This window comes from Streptomyces sp. NPDC043861, assembly GCF_056435905.1.
The window spans coordinates 284842-305929 of record NZ_JBWKDP010000009.1 but is presented as its reverse complement, the minus strand read 5'-3'; the positions used below and the strand labels follow the sequence as shown (position 1 = coordinate 305929).

At 71.9% G+C, this 21088-nt stretch carries 17 protein-coding genes; 12 read left to right on the top strand and 5 right to left on the bottom strand.

Features of this window, described 5'->3' with window-relative positions:
• Positions 1-2628 (bottom strand): sensor histidine kinase (locus tag AC068D_RS22265; RefSeq protein WP_478824809.1); only part of this gene is annotated, 2628 nt, incomplete at its 3' end.
• 377 nt (positions 2629-3005) lie between these two features.
• Here AC068D_RS22265 and AC068D_RS22260 point away from each other — a divergent pair.
• Complete coding sequence (locus AC068D_RS22260; protein WP_478824762.1) at positions 3006-3800, top strand: protein phosphatase 2C domain-containing protein; 795 nt, start codon at positions 3006-3008, stop codon at positions 3798-3800.
• A gap of 50 nt (positions 3801-3850) precedes the next feature.
• Here the strand turns inward: AC068D_RS22260 and AC068D_RS22255 are convergent, their stop codons facing one another.
• Positions 3851-4342: a MarR family winged helix-turn-helix transcriptional regulator gene (locus AC068D_RS22255; RefSeq protein WP_478824761.1), complete on the bottom strand. Its 492-nt coding sequence runs from the start codon at positions 4340-4342 to the stop codon at positions 3851-3853.
• 225 nt (positions 4343-4567) lie between these two features.
• On the opposite strand from AC068D_RS22255, the gene AC068D_RS22250 reads away from it, so the two are divergent.
• Entirely contained in the window at positions 4568-5389 is an 822-nt protein-coding gene (locus AC068D_RS22250) for a lysozyme (RefSeq protein ID WP_478824760.1), read from the top strand.
• A 70-nt stretch (positions 5390-5459) separates the two neighbouring features.
• Here the strand turns inward: AC068D_RS22250 and AC068D_RS22245 are convergent, their stop codons facing one another.
• Positions 5460-8318 (bottom strand): M4 family metallopeptidase, encoded by a 2859-nt coding sequence (locus AC068D_RS22245; protein WP_478824759.1) that lies wholly within the window; start codon positions 8316-8318, stop codon positions 5460-5462.
• Positions 8319-8470: 152 nt separating this feature from the next.
• Between AC068D_RS22245 and AC068D_RS22240 the strand changes: the two genes are divergently transcribed.
• The gene (locus AC068D_RS22240) at positions 8471-9475 is read left to right on the top strand and encodes a helix-turn-helix domain-containing protein (RefSeq protein ID WP_478824758.1); all 1005 of its coding nucleotides are present in this window, start codon (positions 8471-8473) and stop codon (positions 9473-9475) included.
• Positions 9476-9739: 264 nt separating this feature from the next.
• Here AC068D_RS22240 and lon read toward each other — a convergent pair whose 3' ends face one another.
• Entirely contained in the window at positions 9740-12154 is a 2415-nt protein-coding gene (gene lon, locus AC068D_RS22235; RefSeq protein WP_478824757.1) for an endopeptidase La, read from the bottom strand.
• A gap of 155 nt (positions 12155-12309) precedes the next feature.
• Here lon and AC068D_RS22230 point away from each other — a divergent pair, with 155 nt between their 5' ends.
• Positions 12310-12939, top strand: coding sequence for a GNAT family N-acetyltransferase (locus tag AC068D_RS22230; protein WP_478824756.1), 630 nt, complete (start codon positions 12310-12312; stop codon positions 12937-12939).
• Here the strand turns inward: AC068D_RS22230 and AC068D_RS22225 are convergent.
• On the bottom strand, positions 12918-13733 hold the full coding sequence (locus AC068D_RS22225) for a rhomboid-like protein (protein WP_478824755.1): 816 nt from the start codon (positions 13731-13733) through the stop codon (positions 12918-12920). The genes AC068D_RS22230 and AC068D_RS22225 overlap by 22 nt on opposite strands.
• Positions 13734-13884: 151 nt before the next feature.
• On the opposite strand from AC068D_RS22225, the gene AC068D_RS22220 reads away from it, so the two are divergent.
• The 8 genes from AC068D_RS22220 to AC068D_RS22185 all read left to right on the top strand — a co-directional run bounded on the left by AC068D_RS22220 (position 13885) and on the right by AC068D_RS22185 (position 20997).
• Positions 13885-14484, top strand: a complete 600-nt coding sequence (locus tag AC068D_RS22220) for an RNA polymerase sigma factor (protein ID WP_478824754.1) — start codon at positions 13885-13887, stop codon at positions 14482-14484.
• Positions 14481-15404: a cupin domain-containing protein gene (locus tag AC068D_RS22215; RefSeq protein WP_478824753.1), complete on the top strand. Its 924-nt coding sequence runs from the start codon at positions 14481-14483 to the stop codon at positions 15402-15404. The genes AC068D_RS22220 and AC068D_RS22215 overlap by 4 nt, the downstream gene beginning before the upstream one ends.
• Positions 15401-16189, top strand: a complete 789-nt coding sequence (locus AC068D_RS22210; RefSeq protein ID WP_478824752.1) for an ABC transporter ATP-binding protein — start codon at positions 15401-15403, stop codon at positions 16187-16189. The genes AC068D_RS22215 and AC068D_RS22210 overlap by 4 nt, the downstream gene beginning before the upstream one ends.
• Complete coding sequence (locus tag AC068D_RS22205) at positions 16186-17574, top strand: hypothetical protein (protein ID WP_478824751.1); 1389 nt, start codon at positions 16186-16188, stop codon at positions 17572-17574. The genes AC068D_RS22210 and AC068D_RS22205 overlap by 4 nt, the downstream gene beginning before the upstream one ends.
• Positions 17571-18218 carry a hypothetical protein gene (locus tag AC068D_RS22200; protein WP_478824750.1) on the top strand — a complete coding sequence of 216 codons (648 nt, stop codon included), beginning with the start codon at positions 17571-17573 and terminating at the stop codon, positions 18216-18218. The genes AC068D_RS22205 and AC068D_RS22200 overlap by 4 nt, the downstream gene beginning before the upstream one ends.
• A gap of 160 nt (positions 18219-18378) precedes the next feature.
• Positions 18379-19077 carry a spermidine synthase gene (locus AC068D_RS22195; RefSeq protein ID WP_478824749.1) on the top strand — a complete coding sequence of 233 codons (699 nt, stop codon included), beginning with the start codon at positions 18379-18381 and terminating at the stop codon, positions 19075-19077.
• 85 nt (positions 19078-19162) lie between these two features.
• Entirely contained in the window at positions 19163-19906 is a 744-nt protein-coding gene (locus AC068D_RS22190; RefSeq protein ID WP_478824748.1) for a response regulator transcription factor, read from the top strand.
• A complete protein-coding gene (locus AC068D_RS22185) occupies positions 19903-20997 on the top strand; it encodes a sensor histidine kinase (protein ID WP_478824747.1) in 1095 nt (364 codons plus the stop codon). Before AC068D_RS22190 ends, AC068D_RS22185 begins: the two co-directional genes overlap by 4 nt.
• The last annotated feature ends 91 nt before the right edge of the window (positions 20998-21088 follow it).

Here is a 21088-nt window from a genome sequence, read left to right as displayed (position 1 = left end):
CACGGGCGCGGGGCCCGCCGCGGACCGCGGCCCGGTCACCTCCGGCACATCTGCCGCCACGCCCGGCACGGGCTCAGGGCCCGGCGCGGGCTCAGGGGCCGCCACGGGCCAAGGGCCCGGCAGGGTGCTGGAGTCGGCCTCGGTGCCCGCCACGGGCGCGGGGCCCGCCGCGGACCGCGGCCCGGTCACCTCCGGCACATCTGCCGCCACGCCCGGCTCGGGCACGGACTCGGCCGGCGGCACCGCCGTCGGGGCGGCATCCGGGTGGACCGGCGCCGGGGCGGCATCCGGCCCGCCCTGCGGGGCCGACGGGTCCGCCTCGCGGATGGAACGCTCCGCCGCGGCGACCAGCGGGTCGCGGACGGCCGAGCGCCCCGGCAGGGTGTTGGAGTTGGCCTCGGCGACCGAGCCCGGCAGGTTCAGCACGGGCGCGGCTCCCGGCACCGGTGCCGTCTGCGGGGCGACGGTGGGCGGAACCGTCGGCAGCAACGCCTGTGGCAGGACGACGACCGCCGTCAGCCCGCCCTGCTTCTGCTCGCGCAGCTGTACGCGCACGCCGTGGCGGCGGGCGAGCAGCGCGGCCACCCGCAGTCCCAGGCCCTCCCCGTCGTCGTCGGTGTCGGCGGTGGGCTCCGGGTCGGCGAGCTTCGCGTTGAGTTCCTGCAGCCGGTCCGGGGTCACGCCGATGCCCTCGTCCTGGACCGACAGCATGACCTCGCCGCTCTCCAGCAGCCAGCCGGAGAGCTGGACCTGTGCGTCCGGCGGCGAGAAGGACGTGGCGTTCTCGAGCAGTTCGGCCACCAGGTGGCTGAGGTCGTCGGCGGCGAAGCCGGCGATCTGCGCGTGCGGCGGGAGGGACTGGATCGTGATGCGCTCGTACCGCTCGATCTCGCTGACGGCGGCGCGCATGACGTCGACCAGCGGGACCGGCCCCGGATGGCCGTGGCCGTGCTCCGAGCCCGCCAGCACCAGCAGGTTCTCGCTGTGCCGGCGCATGACGGTCGCCATGTGGTCGAGCTTGAAGAGGGTGGCGAGGCGCTCCGGGTCCTGCTCGCGTTCCTCCAGCTTCTCGATGATGCCGAGTTGCCGCTCGACCAGACCGAGGGAGCGCAGTGAGAGGTTCACGAAGGTGTGGCCGACCGTCTTCCGGAGCCGCTCCAGCTGTTCGGTCGCCTCGGCGGTGCGGGCCTGGAGTTCGGCGCGCTGGGTGACGAGTTCCTCGCGTACGGCAGCCAGCTCGTCATGAGAAGTGTCGAGCCGCTCGGTCCGTGCGGACAGCTCGACGAGCTTGCCGTGCAGGGTGTTGAGGGACCGCACGACCTGCGCGAATTCGTCGTTGCGGCCGGTGAAGCGGATGGGTTCCCCCGCCTCGGGCGAGCCGGCGAGCCGGGCGGCACCGATCCGCAGCACGGCGAGCGGGCGGGTGAGCGTCCGGGCGACGGCCGCCGAGACGCCTATCGCCACGAGCAGACAGCCACCGAGCAGTGCGATGCGCAGCTCCAGAGCGGTGACGTCGTCGTCGCGTACCTGCTCCAGTCGCTCGATCTGGGCGGTGGCGAGCGCGGACTCGACGCCCCGCATCTGCTCGATGCGGGCGGAGAGGGACGACTCGACCTTCTCGCGGTTGGACTTGAGGTCGCTCTCGGAGAGTTCGGGCCGGTCGGTGAGCCGCGTGAGATAGCCCTCGGCGGTCTTGATGTCGGGGCCGGTGACGGTCGCGGTGAGACGGCTGCGTGCGTCGCTGCTCGCGGCCTGGTCGAAATCGGCGAGTGCTGCGAGTTCACGGACGCGGGCCTGCTGGGCTGCGGCACTGAGGACGTTGCGGGCGGCCTCGGCCGCCTTGTCGGCCTTCTGCTCCACGGGCAGTCCGGTGACGGGGTCGAAGGAGGGGCCGTCGTTCTCGGGGACCGGCACGGAGAGTGCGGCGAGCAGCAGTCCTCGGGTGGCGGAGGCCTGTTCGACGGCGAGGCCGAGGGCGGCGGGTGCACGCGTGGCCTCGGCGGCGCGGGCCGGGGTCTTCTCGGCGAGCTCGTCGGCGAGCGCGTGCAGCCCGCCGATGATGTCGGTGTAGGCCCTGTACGCCTCCATCGCCGAGCCCTTGCCGGTGAGTGCGGTGCGCCGCACGGACGGCACGGTGGCGAGGCCGCGGCGCAGCTCGGCGTGGTCGGCGGGCACATTGCCGCTGATCTCGTCGATCTGGCGGTCGACCCGGGCGCTGCGGTTCTCGGAGATCGTCCGGCGCTTCTTCTTGTCGCCCTTCTGGTCCGCACGACCGGCCGCGATGTACGCCGCGACGTCGTCGCGCTCGTCGGCAAGGGAGTGGGCGAGGGTGACGGCCTGCCGGTTGAGCTCGGCGAGGGTGACGAGCCGCTGGGACTCGGTCAGTTCGTCGGAGGTGGCGAGGACGGCGGGTGCGCCCGCCGCGACGACGGTGAGCGAGACGGCCGCGACTCCCGCGACGAGCCTGCTGCGCACCCGGACGGGGCGTCCGCCGGGAATGAGGCCGGGTTCGGTGGGCACCGTTCCGGCCTGCGGAGTCCCCCCGGGGATCGCGGCGGTCGTCGCCTCGTGCCCCGACGTCGCCGTACTGGGCATGCCGCCCTTGCCCCGAGGCCGCTTCTTCTGCACCGGTGCTCGCATTCTCGACTCGTCCACCCATGAAGCAGAGGTGACAGCCGGTCACAACACGACAATGCTCCCCACCCCTGGTACGGCTTACGACCATTCCAGCGCTTTTGGGAGGGGGACGCGCATCAGCCGCTCCGCCACCCGAACGAGTGAACATCACTCAGGAGTTGCTCAACAACTCGCCTGCACGCCCGTTCCGGCCGTGCGCGGAACGCCGGGTGGACCTTCGGCGCGGGCTTTGGCAGGATGCGCGCCCGCACCCCCTCGGAGTTGATCATTCCGGCCAAAAGCCGCTGGTCGACCGCCCGACCGGGGTCGATTCGGGGTTCCGGTGGGCGTTGTGAAGAAGCCGTGTCGGCTCGGACAGACTGGGGATCATGCGCTTCGAACTCGCTTCCGCGCCCGGCGACCCCGGACGGCCCAACGAGGACTGGGCATCCGTCGCCCTCCCCGCCTCGGGCCAGGGCGGATCCCTGGTCGTCCTGGACGGGGTGACACCGCCGAGGGGTGATGACGGTTGTGTGCACGGAGTGCCGTGGTTCACCACCCGGCTCGGTGGAGCGCTTGTCGAACTGTCCGGTTCACTACGGGATGCACCCCTGACCGAGATCCTCTCGCTGTCGATCCGGCGCACCGCGGATGCCCACCGCGGGACCTGTGACCTTTCTCACGTGCGCACACCTCAGGCGACGGTCGTCGTCGTCCGCTGGGGCGGGGAGTGGGTCGAGCATCTCGTCCTCTCCGACTCGACGCTGCTGCTGGCGTCGCCGGACGGTTCGGTGCGGGCGGTGCTGGACGACCGGCTGGACCGGATCCCGCGGGAGACGCTGCGCTCGCCGAGCGCGACCGACGCCCTGCGCAATCAGGAGGGCGGATTCTTCACGGCCGCCGCGGACCCGCAGGTGTCGGGTCGCGCGGTGACGGGCCGTACGCCACGCACGGAGGTGCAGACGGTGGCGGCGCTCACGGACGGGGCGTCCCGCTGGTCCGACCTGTTCGAGAAGGGCGGCTGGGCCGATCTCATGGACCTGCTGCGCGATGCGGGGCCGCACGGACTGATCGAGCAGGTACGGGAGCTGGAGCTCGCGGACACGGCACGGGAGGGCACGCGCGGCGGGATCAGGCGCTGGAAGACGCACGACGACGCGACGGCGGTGTATGCGGAGCTGTAGATCGGAGGTGGTGCCGTGCGGCGGCCGCTCCCGCCGACGGGCGCTCGCCCTCAGCCCTCGGCGGGGGTGTTGAGCTGGTGCAGCAGCCGGGCCAGCTCCGCGACCTCCCCACGGTCCCAGTCGGCGAGCTTGCGCACGTACCGCTCGCGCCGTGCGTTGCGCACGCTGCGGAACCGGGAGCGTCCCTCGTCGGTGAGTCGGACGAGGGAGGCGCGCCCGTCGGCCGGGTCGGGCTCGCGGGCCACGATGCCGAGCTGCTCCAGCGCGCGGAGCTGGCGGCTCATGGTCGCCTTGCCGACGCCGAAGAACACGGCGAGGTCGGTGGCACGCTGCCGGCCGCACTCCTCCAGCCGCACGAGCAGTCCGTAGGCCGCCGGCTCGAGCTCGGGGTGGACCTCACGGGCCATCTCCCCCGAGCTGGCTCGAGCACGGCGAAGAAAGACGGCCAACTCGCGCTCCAGGGCGAGGAACTCCTGGAATTCGTGGTCCGCACCACGTCCTCCCGTGGGTTCCTCTCCACTCCCCGTACCGCCTCCGTGCACGTCAGCACCCCTCGCACGCTTTCCCGACAATGAAAGTTCCTTCCGGCGACAGCCGTCGCCGCAGCTCGGCCAGTATTTCGCAGGCGTAGACCAACGGCAGGAACCGGCTCCCCCTCCGCCCGGGGTTCTGCCCACCCGACTCCGGGAATGACATGTTCACACCATTACTGACGACATGTCGACAGGTCGTCACATCCCCCCACCCAGGCCTCTCGGAGGCACGTGATGCCCGTGCACAGATCCGGAACGACCCGAAGAGCCATGGCGGCCTGCGGCCTCCTCGCGTTCCAGGCTCTCCTCCTCCCCCTCCCCGGCACGGCTTCCGCCGCCGGGACCGCACCCGCCCGCGGTTCGGCCCATATGGGCATGGGCGTGGCCGCATACGACGGCCGGGGCGGTCTTCCGGGCGACGGCCGCGCCGCCGTCACCGAAGGTGTCGACGTCTCCAGCCACCAGGGAAACGTCGACTGGCCCGCGCTCAGGACCAGCGGAGTGAAGTGGGCCTACGCCAAGGCCACCGAGGGCACCTACTACAAGAACCCCTACTTCGCGCAGCAGTACAACGGCTCGTACAACATCGGCATGATCCGTGGGGCGTACCACTTCGCGGCCCCCGACACCACGAGTGGCGCCGCCCAGGCAGAGTTCTTCGTGAACAACGGTGGCGGCTGGTCACGCGACGGAAGGACCCTTCCGGGCGCTCTGGACATCGAGTGGAATCCCTACGGCGCAACGTGCTACGGCAAGTCCCGGTCCGCGATGGTCTCCTGGATCCGTGACTTCCTGAACCGCTACAGGGCCCGCACCGGACGCGACGCCGTCATCTACACCGCCACCAGCTGGTGGACCCAGTGCACCGGCAACTACGGCGGCTTCGGCGCCGTCAACCCCCTCTGGCTGGCCCGTTACCACACCACCCCGGGCCCTCTCCCCGCCGGCTGGCCGTACCACACGATGTGGCAGTACACATCGTCCGGCCCGATCGTGGGCGACCACAACAGGTTCAATGGCGGTCTCGACCGTGTGCGGGCCCTGGCGAACGGCTGACCCCCCGCGCAACAACGGAACCCCCGACGCGGCCCTGCCGCGTCGGGGGTTCCGGTCGGGATGGCGGGGATCAGCCGCAGAGGCCCGCCGGGCGGTTGCGCGTGACCAGATCGGTCCAGCCGGTGGTGCCGTCCAGCCAGACGAGCTGCTTTCCGGAGACCGCGGCCGGGGAGAGCTGCTCGCCCCGGTTGCAGGAGACGCGCTCCAGCCGGGCGCCGTCCGTGGCCATCTGCCACAGCTTGGGCAGGGTCTCGTTGCGGAGCCGTGTGTCGGGCAACTGGCTGTTGACCGTGACGGCTTCCTCGGAGACGGTGAGGTCGAAGGCGATCAGCGCCTGGGGCTTGGCCTCGGGGTTGATGTCGTAGGCGTGGGTGCCGTCGAGATCCGCACGCCGCACGCCCATCTGGCCCTGGTCGTTCAGGATCTCGTCCGTCAGCCAGAAGACGTGGCTGCCGTTGATGCCGGTCTGTCCGAGGCCCTGCGGGTCGCCGAGCTGTTCGGTCAGGGTCTTGGTGCCGGTCTTCAGGTCCAGGACCTCGACGCCCAGCTTGTAGTCGGTCTCGGTCGGGTACAGCTTGGCGTACGCCAGCTTGCCGTGCGAGATCGAGGGCAGCGCGCTGCCGACGAAGAAGCCGCCGCCGTCGACCAGGGTGGGCTTGACGTCACCGGAGCGCAGGTAGGCGACATGGCGGTCACCGAAGATGCCGTACGTCTCGTAGACGACCACACCGTTCTCGATCCGCAGCCCGGAGATGTCGCTGTACGACGTGTACAGCTTCTTGATGGGTCCGCCGGCGAGCGGACGCGACAGGATGTCCAGGCTGGTGGTGCCGTACGCCGCCCACACGACGGTCTTGCCGTCCGTCGCCGGGTAGACGTGGTAGCGACCGTCGTTCGGGCTGATCAGCTTGGGCGAGCCCTTGCCGTCGGCACGGCCTGCGTAGACGGAGTACGGTTCGGAACCGTCGTCGTTCGACTTCGACACGGTCCACCAGCCGCCGCCCGCCTGGACGCCGGTGCCGGAGATGTTGAGCTTGCCGAACAGCTGGTCGGTGTCGACACCGAGGGCGTCCTCCCAGCCGGGCACGACGCCGTGGGCGCTGAACGACCGCTTCACGACATTGAGCTGCCGCGACTCGGCGCCCAGGTCCTTGGCCGCCGCGAGCACGGCGTTGCGGCCCTCGGTGAAGCCGTCGAGCGGCGTCATGTACTCCGACAGCGCCTTGTACACGATCCGGTCGGCGAGTTCACCGCCGAGGTCCTGGCGCATGTCCCACAGCGCACCGGAGAAGATGGTGGAGTTGAGGTGGACGCCGCCGTTGTCGGTGCCGAACGTCACGCCCAGGAAGTTCTTGGAGGTGGAGGCACCGTCGTCGAGATTGCGGAAGGCGCAGTCGCGCGCCGCCTTCGTACGGCACAGGTCCTCACCGATCAGGCCCGCGTCCGGATCGTCCATCGACTTCCCGGATGCGGTGACGTCGATCGCGTTGCCGAAGTAGTCGGCGATCGCCTCGTTGAGGGCCCCGGACTGGCCGGCGTACACGAGGTTCGCGGTGTTCTCGACGACCCCGTGGGTCATCTCGTGGCCGACGACGTCCAGATCGGCGGAGAGCGGCTTGAACTCCTCGTCGCCCGAGCCGTACACCATCTTCTGGCCGTCCCAGAAGGCGTTGACGTACGATCCGCCGAACTCGGTCACACCGACGAGCGAGTTGACCGTGGAGCCACGGCCGTCGAGCCCGTTCCTGCCGTGCTGCTTCTTGTAGTAGTCGTAGACCTGGCCGGCCGCCCAGTGCGCGTCGACGGCGCCCGCGTCGGTGGCCGCCTTGCCGAAGTCCGCCGCGGCCGAACCGAACACCTTGATGCCGGCCGGCCACTGGCCCGCGACGTCGTTCACGTCACGGCCGGAGGCGTCGTACGTGCTCAGCGTGTTCTTGGTGCTGTCGGCCATCCGCGCGTGGTCGGTCATGACGTATTCGCCACGGACGGTGTCGTGGTACAGCTCGAGGCCGACCTTGGTGCCGTCGAGGCGTAATCCGCTGCCCTGGGTGCCGGGGTGGGCCGCGGGGGCGTCCGCCGCGGCCGCCCTGCCGGCGGCGGACCGCTTCGCAGCGGTGCCGGACCCGTCCGTCGCCGCCTTCGGCGCCGTCAGCGTCCTGATGCCGCTGTACTGGAGCACCGGGTAGCCGGAGCCCGCGTCGACGTACACATGCTGCAGAACCGGCTCACCGGTCACGGCGTTCGTGCCGCGTACGGTCACGTGGTAGGCGAGCACACCGTCACCGCGCGGGATGACGACCAGGCCGCCCGCGGTACCGGCGAGCGCCTGCGCCTTGGCGGACTTCTCGCCCTCCTTGCGCACCGCATCGGCCTTCGTGAGCTGTGCGCCGCCCAGCCGCTCGGCGGTGGCAGAGACCGCACGGCGCACGGCCATGTCCGGGTCGACCGACGGCTCCGTACCCGCCTTGAGGCCCGTGAAGTACTGGCCGGAGGTACCCGTGACGACGCGCTTGCCGCCCTTGCTCTCCATCCGTACGACGTACTGGCCGCCGAGCACCGGGACTCCCCGGTGCTTCTGCTGGAGCCGTACGGTCTCGTCCGCGCCGCGCTTCAGCGTCTGCAGGGGCGCGAGGTCGCGCTCCGGCTCGGCGATGCGGTAGCGGCTCTCCTTGGCAGCGAGGTGATCGAGGGCGGCGTCCGCGGGGCTGGCCTTGGCGTCCGCGGCCTCACGCAGGCCGTCCACGAGGGCGGGCGTTGCGGTGTCGTCGCCGGGGATGACGTCGACGGGCGGTGCCGGGGGAGGCGGGGTCGCCGCCTGGGCCGGGACCGCGGTGATCAGAAGACCCGCGGCCGCCAGGAGCGCGGCGATTCCCGCCCCCCTGGATATTCCGGAACCCGGTCTTCCATGGTTGTTGCTGGGCTTGCGCACAGTACGTACCCCTCCCACGTGCTTGGTCAGAGCCGGTTCAGGTGGTCATGGCCATGCAACATGTGGGTCGCCAACACAGCAATGAGCCAAATGCGTTGAGTAGTGGACATGCACACTTGTGTGCCATGTGAAGGCGGAGTGAGAATCCGCACATGATCGAGGGGAAACTGCACACCCTCGGCCTGGGGTCGGCCGAGGAGCTGGCGTACGAGGCCCTGCTGAAAGAACGGGCGGCGGGTGCCGAGGAGTTGGCTCTGCTGCTGGAGCTGCCGCAGGACCAGTTGGAGGCGGCACTCGGCCGGCTGGTCGAGGAAGGTCTCGCGCTCCCGGCCCCCGGCTGCGGCGCGCTGCCCCGACCGGCCGCTCCCGCCGCCGCGATCCGTACGCTCATCCACCGCCGCCAGGCCGAACTGCATCTGAAATCGGCCGAACTCGAGCGATTACGCATGGCCGCCGACCAGCTCGCCGGACGGCTGATGTCGGGCTCGCCCACGGCTCCGGGGAGCGGTATCGAGGTCGTCACGGGTCGGCGTGAGATAGGCGAGCGGGCGGACGTCCTGCTGGCCTCGGCGGAACGGGAGGTCGTCATCCTGGACCGTCCGCCCTATGTCAGGGAACAGCTGGGGAACGGGAGTTCGCCACCGCCCGGGCTCGACATCGAGGCACTGCTCGAGCGCGGGATCGAGGTCCGTACCGTCTTCGACCCCGAAGGGCTCGTCGGGCCGGAGGAGATGCACATGGTGACCGCACTGATGGAGCGGGGCCTGCGGGCCCGGGTCGCCACGGCCGTGCCGACCAAACTGATCGCCGTCGACCGGCGGATCGCCCTCCTGCCACCGAGCGATGCGGCCGATCCGACGGCGTCCGCGCTGGTGATCGGTGACGCGCTGCTCGGCAACGCGCTGGTACCGCTCTTCGAGACCGTGTGGGACCGGGCCACCCCCCTGAGCGGCTGCGGCGCCCCACTCGCCGCGCCGCAGAAGGAACTGCTGACGCTTCTCGCGGCCGGACTCAAGGACGAGGCGATCGCCCGCCGACTGGGGGTGCATGTGCACACCGCCAGACGGCGCATCAGCCGCCTGCTGGAATCCCTGGGCGCCGAGACCCGGTTCCAGGCGGGGGCGCAGGCGACGCTGAGGGGCTGGCTCGACGCCTGAGACCGCCGTCGGCCCCCGTCGGCCATGGGCGACGTCCGGCTCCCGCACCCGACTCCCCCATGGTGGACCCCGAGGTCGTCCCCGCGCCGTGCCGCCGGTGAACGGCCCGCGTGCTGCCGGCGGAGGCAGGTTCCGCCGGGCCGGACCGCCGCCGTGGCCGGTGCTCACCGGACCTGTCGCCACACGGACGTGGCCCGTGCCCGGAAGTCGCCGGGCACGGGCGGCACAAGTGAACGGTGGGAGCCGGGCCGGCCCCCGGAGGAGCTACGCCGCCGCGGTCATCGCGACCTCCGCCGGGGCCAGGGCGATCTCCAGCACCTGGCGGACGTCCGTCACCGGGTGGACCTCCAGCTTCTCCAGGACCTCCGCCGGGACGTCGTCCAGGTCGGCCTCGTTCCGCTTGGGGATCACGACCGTCGTGGTTCCCGCCCTGTGCGCGGCAAGCAGCTTCTGCTTCAGACCTCCGATCGGGAGCACCCGCCCGGTCAGCGAGACCTCACCGGTCATCGCCACATCCGTACGGACCAGCCTGCCGGAGAGCAGCGACGCCAGCGCCGTGGTCATGGTGATGCCCGCGCTCGGGCCGTCCTTGGGGACCGCACCCGCGGGGAAGTGGATGTGCACGCCGCGGTCCTTGAGATCGGCGACCGGGAGCTCCAGCTCCGCACCGTGCGAGCGGAGGAAACTCAGCGCGATCTGCGCGGACTCCTTCATCACATCGCCGAGCTGGCCGGTGAGGGTCAGCCCCGAAGCGCCGGTCTCCGGGTCGGCCAGCGACGCCTCGACGTACAGGACGTCGCCGCCCGCACCGGTCACGGCCAGCCCCGTGGCCACACCGGGCACGGCCGTGCGGCGCTCGGCCGGGTCCTGGGCGGCCTCCGGGACGTGGTGCGGCCGGCCGATCAGCCCGCGCAGATCAGCGTCGGACACGGTGAACGGCAGTTCCCGTGCGCCGAGCTCGTGCTGGGCCGCCACCTTCCGCAGCAGCCTGGCGATCGAGCGCTCCAGGTTCCGTACGCCCGCCTCACGGGTGTACTCGCCCGCGAGCCTGCGCAGCGCGGACTCGTCGATGGCGACCTCGCCCTCCTGCAGCCCCGCCCGCTCCAGCTGGCGCGGGAGCAGGTGGTCCCGGGCGATGACGACCTTCTCGTCCTCGGTGTAGCCGTCGAGCCTGACCAGCTCCATCCGGTCGAGCAGAGCCTCGGGGATCGCTTCCAGCACATTCGCGGTGGCCAGGAAGACGACGTCGCTGAGATCGAGTTCGACCTCCAGGTAGTGGTCGCGGAAGGTGTGGTTCTGTGCCGGGTCGAGGACCTCGAGGAGCGCCGCGGCAGGGTCGCCCCGGAAGTCGGAGCCGACCTTGTCGATCTCGTCCAGGAGGACCACCGGGTTCATGGACCCGGCCTCCTTGACGGCGCGGACGATGCGGCCGGGCAGCGCACCGACGTAGGTGCGCCGATGGCCGCGGATCTCCGCCTCGTCCCGGACACCGCCGAGTGCGACACGGACGAACTTGCGCCCCATCGCGTGCGCGACGGACTCGCCGAGCGAGGTCTTGCCGACACCGGGCGGGCCGACGAGCGCGAGAACCGCGCCCCCGCGCCGCCCGCCGACCACGCCCAGCCCCCGGTCGGCGCGCCGCTTGCGCACCGCCAGGTACTCGGTGATCCGCTCCTTCACGTCGTCCAGGCCCGCGTGCTCGGCGTCCAGGACGGCCTTGGCGCCCCGGATGTCGTACGCGTCCTCCGTGCGCTCGTTCCACGGCAGTTCGAGGACCGTGTCGAGCCAGGTGCGGATCCAGGAACCCTCGGGGCTCTGGTCGCTGGAACGCTCGAGCTTGTCGACCTCCTTGAGCGCCGCCTCGCGGACCTTCTCCGGGAGGTCGGCCGCCTCGACCCGGGCGCGGTAGTCGTCGGACTCCTCGCCCTCGGACTCGCCGTTGATCTCCCGCAGCTCCTTGCGGACGGCGTCGAGCTGGCGGCGCAGCAGGAACTCCCGCTGCTGCTTGTCGACGCCCTCCTGGACGTCCTTCGCGATGGACTCCGCGACGTCCTGCTCGGCGAGGTGCTCGCGGAGCTGTTCGGTCGCCAGCTTCAGACGGGCCACCGGGTCGGCGGTGTCCAGCAGCTCCACCTTCTGGGCGGTGGTGAGGAAGGGCGAGTATCCGGAGTTGTCGGCGAGTGCCGAGATGCCGTCGATCTGCTGGACGCGGTCGGCGATCTGCCATGCGCCGCGCTTCCTCAGCCAGCTCGTGGCGAGTGCCTTGTACTCCTTGGCGAGTTCGGCCACTGCTCCGGGCAGCGGGTCGGGCACGATCTCCTCGACACGGATGCCCTCCACCCAGAGGGCCGCTCCGGGGCCGGTCGTGCCCGCGCCGATGCGCACCCGGCTGTGACCGCGGATCAGGGCGCCGGGGTCACCGTCGGACAGCCGGCCGACCTGCTCGACGGTGCCGAGCACTCCGGTCGCCGCGTAGGTTCCGTCGACGCGTGGCACGAGCAGGACCCTGGGCTTGCCGGGCTCCGATCCGGCTGCTGCCTGGGCAGCCTCCACCGCAGCCCGTACATCGGCGTCGGACAGGTCGAGCGGCACCACCATGCCGGGCAGCACGACCTCGTCGTCGAGCGGCAGCACAGGCAGAGTGAGCGCGGCGTTGTACGCGGAGGACTCAGCAGCCATGATCTCCCCTTCGGCATTCAAGTTGAGTTGTACGGACTCAATGCAGGGGGGACGGCAGATGTTCCCCCGCGGCGTTCTGCTGTGAGCGATCACGCGCGCCACGACCCACGACCAGCCGATGTAATAGCCACATGACTGACTCATCTCTTACATGCTTGATCCGGGCCTGGGTGGACGGCTGGGTCGTCTCGCGGGGTGCCGCGGAGCCGGTGGCCGTGCCCTGGGGCTTCACGATCGACGTCGGACTTCCCCGTCACACCGGCCGTGATGTCCTCACCGCCCGCGCCGAGTCCTCCGTCCACGAGGCCGCCGTGGCGTCGCGGATCCCGGGGCACTGGCTCAAGGTCTTCGAGGAGCCGGAGAAGGTCCTCGCCTGGCTGGGCCCCGACTGGACAACCGACGAGCCCGGCTTCCTGATGACGGCCGGGCTCCGTCGGACCGAGGCCGTCGTACCGTACGGACACCGGCTGCGGACATGGACACGCGGCGGGGTCACCCGGGCGCTGATCACCACGGATGACGGACGCTTTGCGGCGCGCGGCCAGATCGCCCTGGGCAGCGTGACGGGAGCCGCGGTCGTCGACCAGATCGAGACGGCCCCCGAACACCGCCGCAGGGGCCTCGGCAGCGTCATCATGTCCACGCTCCAGAACGCGGCGGTCGATCAGGGCGCCGCCGTCGGCGTGCTGGGCGGGACGACCGACGGGCGGGCACTGTACGAGTCCCTGGGGTGGCGATCGGTCGCGCCGCTGGTCAGCGTGTTCTACGACGCGAAGGCGGAGTGAGGACGGCCTGCCACCGCCCTGTCGTGCGCCCACCGTCGGACGACCGGCCAGGTCGCGATTCCGACCAGCAGGGCCAGCGGGTGGCCCCAGTTGCTGAGCGGGTCCGCGTAGGTCAGCAGGTCGCCGGTCAGCACCACCGCCACCCAGCCCAGGACCACCGCCCGCACCATCGGGGCGAACAGTCCGGTCAGCGCGCCGACGCACGCCAGCACACCGAAGCTGATGCCGTAGTCGAGGCGTTGCAGTGATGTTCCGGGCAGGTGGCCGGCCATGACGGAGATTCCGACCGGGATCTCCGTCGCGAGGGTGACCGCGGCATGACCGCCCAGGAACACGGCGGCGGCGCGCCATCCTCCGATGCGCCGCTCCAGGGCCGTGAGGACGAGGACGAATCCGACGGCGAACGCGGATGTGAGCCCGCCCGCGACCCACAGGGCGCTGGCGACGAGTACGAGCAGCGGGGTCGTGGCGAGATGCGCGACATCCGTGCTGGAGCCGCGCAGCAGGGCGGAGACGGTGGCCGGGTCCCCGTAGTCGGTGTAGAGGGAGGTGCCGAGCAGGACGAGGGTGTACCAGAACGTGAAGGGGGTGCCGGCCGGAGTGGGGAGCAGACGACCGAGCCGCAGGGCAGCGCCCTTCGCACGCGCGGGTGCCCGCCGGCCCTCCGGTGCCGGCGCCTCGGCGGATGCGCTCGGGTCCCCCGGCGCCGACGGCGGAACCGTCTGCGCGGGCGGCACCGACCGCTGGCGCGGTACACCCGCCAGCAGTTCACGTGGTTCAAGCCGGTGCACCACGCAAGGCCCCTTCTATGTCGATGTCCCACGCACAGCCCCCGAGCCCTGCCCAGCCAACGCGATCACCATGCGCCCCGTCCATGACCTGCGCCACACGACTCGGCACTCGGAACCGCGAACCGGTTGATCCCCCACGAGCGATAGAGAGTGCGTGAGACTGTTGCGCCCCACAGGGGAGGACCGGGACGACGACGCGGCGCTGCTTCGTGCCGTCGCGGGCGGGGACCCGGAAGCGCTCGCGGCGCTCTACGACCGTCACGCGGGCTGGCTGCACGCCCGCCTGACGCGGCGCTGCGCGGACCCGGAGACCGTACGGGAAGTACTGCAGGACACCTTCGTCACGGTCTGGCGCTCCGCCGGTTCGCACCGCGGCGGCGAGGCGGGCGGCTGGTTGTGGGTCATCGCGGCCCGTCGGCTCGTCGACGCCCGGCGTGCACTCGGGCGGACCGACGAACCGGCCCCGGTGGAGCACCTCCCCGTCGGGGCCGTGCCGTCGGCGGAGGAACGGGTGCTGACCGGACTGGAGTACGGCGACGTCGGAGCGGCGCTCGCCGGCATCTCGCCGGAGCTGCGGGACGTACTGCGTGCCACGGTCATCGACGGACTGAGCACCCGCGAGGCCGCCCGTCTGCTCGGCATCCCCGAGGGCACCGTCAAGACCCGGGCGCACCGCGCCCGGCGCGAACTCCGCGCCTCGCTCGCCCATCTCGCGCCCGGGGCGCACAACGACCCGCTGGGAGGCACCGCATGACCGACCACGCCTGGCACGTGACCGAGTCCCTGGCCGCCCGGTACGCCGAGGGGGCCCTCCCCGAAACACACGCGTGGTCCCTGGAGAAGCACGTCGAGTGCTGCTCCGGCTGCGCCACACGCGTCTCCGCGGCGGTCCTGGCGACACCGGCAGCACGCGTCCTGGACGCCGTCCGGACCGGCCTCCTGGCGGAGATCGCACCCGTCGCGGTGCCGGAGGCGGCCGGGCCACGGGCCGGGGACATGCGTGCACGCCGGGCCTGGCCCCTGGTCAGGGCGGCATGGGCCGTCGGGCCCGCGTTGCACGGGGCCTGGCTGGTGGCGCTCGCCCTGGTGGTCGCAGGCGCCTTGGCGATGGGTCACTGGGCCGGGTTCGCGGGGGCCCGGCCGTTGTTGCTCTGCGTGGCGCCCGTACTGCCGCTCGCGGGGGTGGCGGTGTCGTACGGGCGCCACGCAGACCCTCTCCACGAGATCGCCGCGGCCACCCCGTCCGGCGGGCTGCGGCTGCTGCTGACCCGGACGGCGGTGGTGCTGGCGGTGAGCGTGCCGCTGCTGACCGCCGCGAGCGCGGTCCTGCCTCCCGTGGCAGGGGCGCCGGGAGCCGCCGCCTGGCTGCTGCCCGGTCTCGCGCTCACCCTTGCGGCGCTCGCGCTCGGCTCCTGCATCGGGTGCCGCGCCGCTGCCTGGCTCGTCGCCGTCGGGTGGCTGGCCGTGGGCGTCGGTCCCGCGCTCGCGGACGGCAGCATCCTGACCGTTTCGGCCTCCGAACTCGCCGGCCGCATCGCCCCGTACCTCTCCGGACCGGCCGCCCAGGGCGCCTGGGCGGCGGCCGGCGCCCTGTGCGCGGGGGTGCTCGTCCTGCGCCGCCGGGCCTTCGACTATCCGTCCTTCGGGAACTCCGGACCATGGGGGAATTCATGAACGCAGTGAGGGTCGACGGACTGACGGTCCGGCACCGCAGAACCGTGGCGCTCGACGCGGTCGCACTCGACTTCGCCAGGGGGGTGCACGGACTTCTCGGTCCCAACGGCGCCGGGAAGACGTCGCTGATCCGCGTCCTGGCGACCGTGGCCGCACCGGCCGCCGGCCGCGTGGAGCTGCTGGGCCGGGATGCCTCCTCGCCCCGGGAGCGGGCCGAGATCCGGCGCAGGCTCGGCTATCTGCCGCAGGACTTCGGCTACTACCCCGGGTTCACCGTGCGGGAGTTCGTCTCGTACGTGGCGTGGCTGAAGGAGATGGACCCGGCGGGCGTCCCGGCCGCAGTGGAACGTGCCGTCGAGCGGGTGGGACTCACCGACCGCATGGATGTCCGGATGAAGACCCTGTCGGGGGGCATGCTGCGCCGCGTCGGCATTGCCCAGGCGCTCGTCAACGAACCGGAACTGCTGCTGCTCGACGAGCCCACGGCAGGTCTCGATCTGGAGCAGCGGGTCGGGTTCAGGGCACTGCTCAAGGAACTCGGCGCCGACTCCACGGTGATCGTCTCCACTCATCTCGTCGAGGACGTGGCCACCGCGTGCTCATGGGTGACCCTGCTCGAGTCGGGCGGCGTCGCCTATCGGGGCACGACGGCCGAACTGACCGCGCTCGGCAAGGACTTTGCGGACGACAGCGGCAGCAACCCGGTGGAACGCGGGTACACGGCCGCGCTGCGCGCCCATCGCGCCGGGCACTCGGCTCCGGCGGATTCGGGGGCGGCGCGTTGAGCACTTCGGAGAGCGGGCCCAGGACCGCGCCGAGCACTCCCCGGGCGGTGTCCGGTGTCCGTGCCGGCGCGCATCCCCTGCGCAGCGAGTTCCGGCGCGGCTTCGCGCCCTGGGCGGGCCTGGCCGTCACCGTGACCCTGACGGCCGCCATGGCCACCAAGGCTTCGCAATGGCAGGGAAGCTGGGGCGAGGCCCACGCCGAACTCCATGTGGCGAACGTGCTGCTCGGCGGCCCGCTCGCGGCTGCCGCCGGCTGCTGGCACGGCGGCAGGGAGCGCCGCCGCCGCACGGACGAGCTGCGCGCATCCGCCTCGCGCGGCCCGCTCGCCCAGTTCCTCACGGGGGCGCTGCCCCTGGCGGCGTGGCTGGTCGTCGGATACGCGGTCACGGCGGCAGCCGTGCTGGCCGCGAACTGGCCGTACACGTCGGCGGGCCGGCCCCGGCTGTACCCGGTGCTCGAGGGCGCGGTGTTCCTCGTGGCCATGAATCTGCTCGGCCATGTCGTCGGGCGGCTGGTGGCGTGGCGGCCGATGGCACCGGTCCTCGCCGCCTGCGCGTACGTGGGCCTCGCCGCCCCGACGTATGCGATGGCAGATGCCCGGCATCTCAGCCCGGTGTCCGCGGAGGGCTTCCTGACCTACCAGCACCCCGTGTGGTGGCAGCCACTGGCCGCGATCACGTGGGTCGGAGGCCTCGCGGCCGCCGCGGTCCTCGCGTACGCGGCACCCCGGAAGTACACCGCGCTGGTGCCATTGGTCGCCGCTGTCGTCGCTGCGGTGCCGATCGCCAGAACCGGTGACCGGATGTGGCACGACGACCCGTTGTTGTACCGGCAAGTGTGCGACACGTCCGTACGCCCCAACATCTGTGTCAGCGCCCTCCATCCGGGGCTGCTGCCGGAGCTCAAGGAGGGACTGTCCGGTCTCCACAGCCGCCTCGAAGGTGTGCAGAACCTTCCGGTGCGTTGGGAGGACCTGCCTCGGGACCCGCGGCGGGACGAGGTTCAGCTGCCGATCGTGACCCCGATCGGCTGGTCGGTCGTCCGCAGCGAACTGACGGACCCCGACCGGTACGCGTGGGAGGCCGCCGCGGCACTGACCGGTCACTTCCTCCACTGCGAGCGCAGCGATGACGAGCGTGCCGGCCGGGTGGACCGCGCGGTGACCGAGTGGCTCAGTCCCTCGCCCTCCCTGGACGAGACGGAGGGCGAGGGGCTGCGGCTGGCCCGGCGGGCGGGCGACCGCAAGGAAGTGGCGAGCATCGAGGCCGACCGGGCCGCCCGTACCCGGCTGGCAGGAATGGCTGCCGACGAGCGCCGCGCATGGCTCTCCCGCTACTTCGCGACAGCCCGCAGCTGCGACCCGGGGAAGGTGCCGGCCCTGTGACCACTCACCTCGCGCCTCGGCGCTCGCTCAGTGGCCCGGTGCTGTTCGCCCGCTCGCGCGGCGTTCCACTCGCCCTGACCTGGCTGGCCGCCGTCGCCGTGCTCGCGGCATGGGCGGCCGCGGACGGCCCGCATGCCTTTCTGGATCCCTCGCGCCGGGTGCCGGTCGTCGCGCTTGCGCCGCTGCTGTGCGCCGCCGTGATCGGCACGGGTCTGCATGCGTACATGGACGAGCTCGACCGCACGGCCGTGCGGCCCTGGTGGCCACGGCGGCTGGCCCAGCTGATCGGACTCACGGCGCTCGCCGCCGTGGTTCCGGCGTTGGCGGTGCTCGGGCACATGTCCGACCTCGGCGCTGCCGCCATGGCGCGCAACGCGGTCGGGGCCGTGGGCATCACGGCTGCCGCCGCCGTGGTGACCGGGGCGAGGCTGAGCTGGCTGCCGGCCTTCGTGTGCCTCGGCGCGGTCCATCTGCGCGCGTCCGCGGCACACGGCGGCGCCGCCGACGTCTGGGCCTGGCCCGTACAGCCGGGCTCCCGGCCCGGGGCGTGGGCGGCGGCAGCGGTGCTGTTCATCGCCGGCGCGTCCCTGTACGCCTGGCGCGGCGCCCGCCCCGAGACGCAGACGGCCGTGCCGCGGGTGTGACCGCGGCCCGTGGTCCCGGCCGACGCGAGGGGGCGGCCGGGCCCACGTGCCGCGGTCGTGGGTCCGGCGGGCGGCCGGGAAACGGGTTTGTCCCCCGGCCACCCGCCGGACAGGATGGCCTTGATCCGTGTCGTCACACCAGCCGCCGGAGGTCCTCGCCATGCCGTTTTCCGCCGTCCCCGCCATGCCCGTGACGCTGGACCGGCGGGACGGCCCCTACGGGGAGGTCGTCCTGCGCGAGCGCGGCGGCCCGGGCGGTGACGTCCACCACGAGATCATCGCCAACGGCTGTTTCCTCATGGACACCTCCGACGGCCGCTCCGAGCGGCTGCTGATCGACGCCGCGCTGGCCGCGCTCGGGCCCCGCCCGGAGCCTGCCGTGCTCATCGGCGGCCTCGGCGTGGGGTTCTCGCTCGCCCATGCCGCAGCCGACCCGGCCTGGGGCCGGATCGCCGTCGCCGAGCGTGAGCAGGCGATCATCGACTGGCACCGCTCCGGTCCGCTCGCCGCGATCTCCGGAACGGCGCTCGCGGACCCCCGCACGGTGGTCCTCCACACGGATCTCGTCGAGTACGTCCATAACACTTCCGACACGTACGACGCGCTCTGCCTGGACATCGACAACGGCCCCGACTGGACCGTCACGGAGGACAACGAGAACCTCTACTCACCGGACGGACTCGCCGCCTGCGCAAGGCGGTTGACCCCCGGCGGGGTGCTCGCCGTCTGGTCGGCCCAGCCCTCCGACGATTTCGAGGAGTCATTGCGGAATGCCGGATTCACCGGGGTAAGTACACAAGAGATCCACGTTGTCCGAGGCGTACCTGACGTGGTCCATCTTGCTGTTCGCCCTGCGTAGCCGGGAGCCGATCGATGCCTTTACGCTGACTGACCTGACAGACGGATCTACACGCAGCTCGCGGGTGCGCGACAGGGGCGGGGCGATGGAGCAGACACACACCAGCAGCAATGGCGCCGCGTCGTACTCGACGGCCAGTGCCCAGCGCCGGGTGCTGGTGGTCGAGGACGACACCACCATCGTCGAGGCCATCGGTGCGCGACTGCGCGCCGAGGGCTTCCTGGTGCAGACGGCGACGGACGGCCCGGCCGCGGTCGACGCGGCGGAGGCCTGGCAGCCGGATCTGATGGTCCTCGACGTGATGCTTCCCGGCTTCGACGGCCTGGAGGTCTGCCGGCGGGTGCAGGCACAGCGCCCGGTGCCGGTGCTGATGCTCACGGCCCGGGACGACGAGACCGACATGCTGGTCGGGCTCGGTGTCGGCGCCGACGACTACATGACCAAGCCGTTCTCGATGCGCGAGCTGGCGGCCCGGGTGCACGTCCTGCTGCGGCGGGTGGAGCGCGCGGCGCTGGCCGCCGTGACTCCGCGCAGCGGCATCATGCGCCTCGGCGAGCTGGAGATCGACCACGCCCAGCGCCGGGTCCGCGTCAGGAACGAGGACGTGCACCTCACCCCGACCGAGTTCGATCTGCTGGTCTGCCTGGCGAACACGCCGCGTGCTGTCCTCTCGCGCGAGCAGCTCCTCGCCGAGGTCTGGGACTGGGCGGACGCCTCCGGCACACGCACGGTCGACAGCCACATCAAGGCCCTGCGCCGCAAGATCGGCGCCGAGCGGATCCGTACCGTCCACGGCGTCGGCTACGCGCTGGAGACCCCCGCGCCATGAGCCGGCGGCTGAGCCGGCTGCGGTCCGAACTGGGCTCGGTCGAGATCTCGATCAAGACCAAGCTCGGCGCGCTGGTCGTGATGTCGGTGCTGATCACCTCGGGGCTGGCGCTGGTCGCCTTCAGGACCGGGGCCGAGCTGCGCTACATCACGGTGTTCGCGATGATCACGACCCTGCTCATCACCCAGTTCGTGGCGCACGGCCTGACGGCGCCGCTGGACGAGATGAACACGGTCGCGAAGTCGATATCCCACGGTGACTACACCCGGCGGGTGAGCGGCGCCGACCGCCGCGACGAACTCGGCGACCTCGCGAACACGATCAACCTCATGGCCGACGACCTCGAGGCGGTGGACCGGCACCGCAAGGAGCTGGTGGCCAATGTCTCCCACGAGCTGCGCACCCCCATCGCCGCGCTGCGCGCGGTCCTGGAGAACGTCGTGGACGGCGTCTCGGCCGCCGACCCCGAGACGATGCGCACGGCCTTGAAGCAGACCGAGCGGCTGGGCCGGCTCGTGGAGACCCTGCTGGATCTGTCCCGGCTCGACAACGGTGTGGTCACGCTCAAGGCACGGCGCTTCGAGGTGTGGCCGTATCTGTCGGGCGTGCTGAAGGAGGCCAATCTGGCGGCCGGGCAGCGCGGACTCTCCTCCGGCTCGGGCAACCACACACGCAAGGACGTCCATCTGCACCTCGACGTGCACCCGCCGGAGCTGACCGCACACGCGGACGCCGAGCGGCTGCACCAGGTCGTGGCCAATCTGATCGACAACGCCGTGAAGCACTCACCGCCGCACGGCCGGGTCACCGTGCGGGCCCGCCGCGGCCAGCACGCGGAGTCGCTGGACCTGGAGGTGCAGGACGAGGGTCCCGGCATCCCCGAGTCGGAATGGCACAAGGTGTTCGAGCGCTTCAACCGCGGGAGGGTCGCCTCTCCGCACGGGCCGGGCAGCGACGGCGGCACTGGTCTGGGCCTCGCGATCGCCCGCTGGGCCGTGGAACTGCACGGAGGCCGCATAGGTGTGGCCGAATCGACGCGCGGCTGCCGTATCAGGGTCACCCTTCCGGGAATCCCTCAGCGGCGCGGTTGACGTAGGGTTCGAAGCGGAAGCCTGCATTCGTGCGGTGTCGGCCGCTCCGGCCCCAGCGGATCCGGAGCACGCGCCGGAGTGCGTGTGCAGC

Coding starts and splice junctions, on each gene's coding strand:
- AC068D_RS22240 (WP_478824758.1), top strand. CDS start 8,471: ATGATCGAGGGGAAACTGCACACCCTCGGCCTGGGGTCGGCCGAGGAG.
- AC068D_RS22190 (WP_478824748.1), top strand. CDS start 19,163: ATGGAGCAGACACACACCAGCAGCAATGGCGCCGCGTCGTACTCGACG.
- AC068D_RS22210 (WP_478824752.1), top strand. CDS start 15,401: ATGAACGCAGTGAGGGTCGACGGACTGACGGTCCGGCACCGCAGAACC.
- AC068D_RS22195 (WP_478824749.1), top strand. CDS start 18,379: ATGCCGTTTTCCGCCGTCCCCGCCATGCCCGTGACGCTGGACCGGCGG.
- AC068D_RS22215 (WP_478824753.1), top strand. CDS start 14,481: ATGACCGACCACGCCTGGCACGTGACCGAGTCCCTGGCCGCCCGGTAC.
- AC068D_RS22260 (WP_478824762.1), top strand. CDS start 3,006: ATGCGCTTCGAACTCGCTTCCGCGCCCGGCGACCCCGGACGGCCCAAC.
- AC068D_RS22250 (WP_478824760.1), top strand. CDS start 4,568: ATGCCCGTGCACAGATCCGGAACGACCCGAAGAGCCATGGCGGCCTGC.
- AC068D_RS22185 (WP_478824747.1), top strand. CDS start 19,903: ATGAGCCGGCGGCTGAGCCGGCTGCGGTCCGAACTGGGCTCGGTCGAG.
- lon (WP_478824757.1), bottom strand. CDS start 12,154: ATGGCTGCTGAGTCCTCCGCGTACAACGCCGCGCTCACTCTGCCTGTG.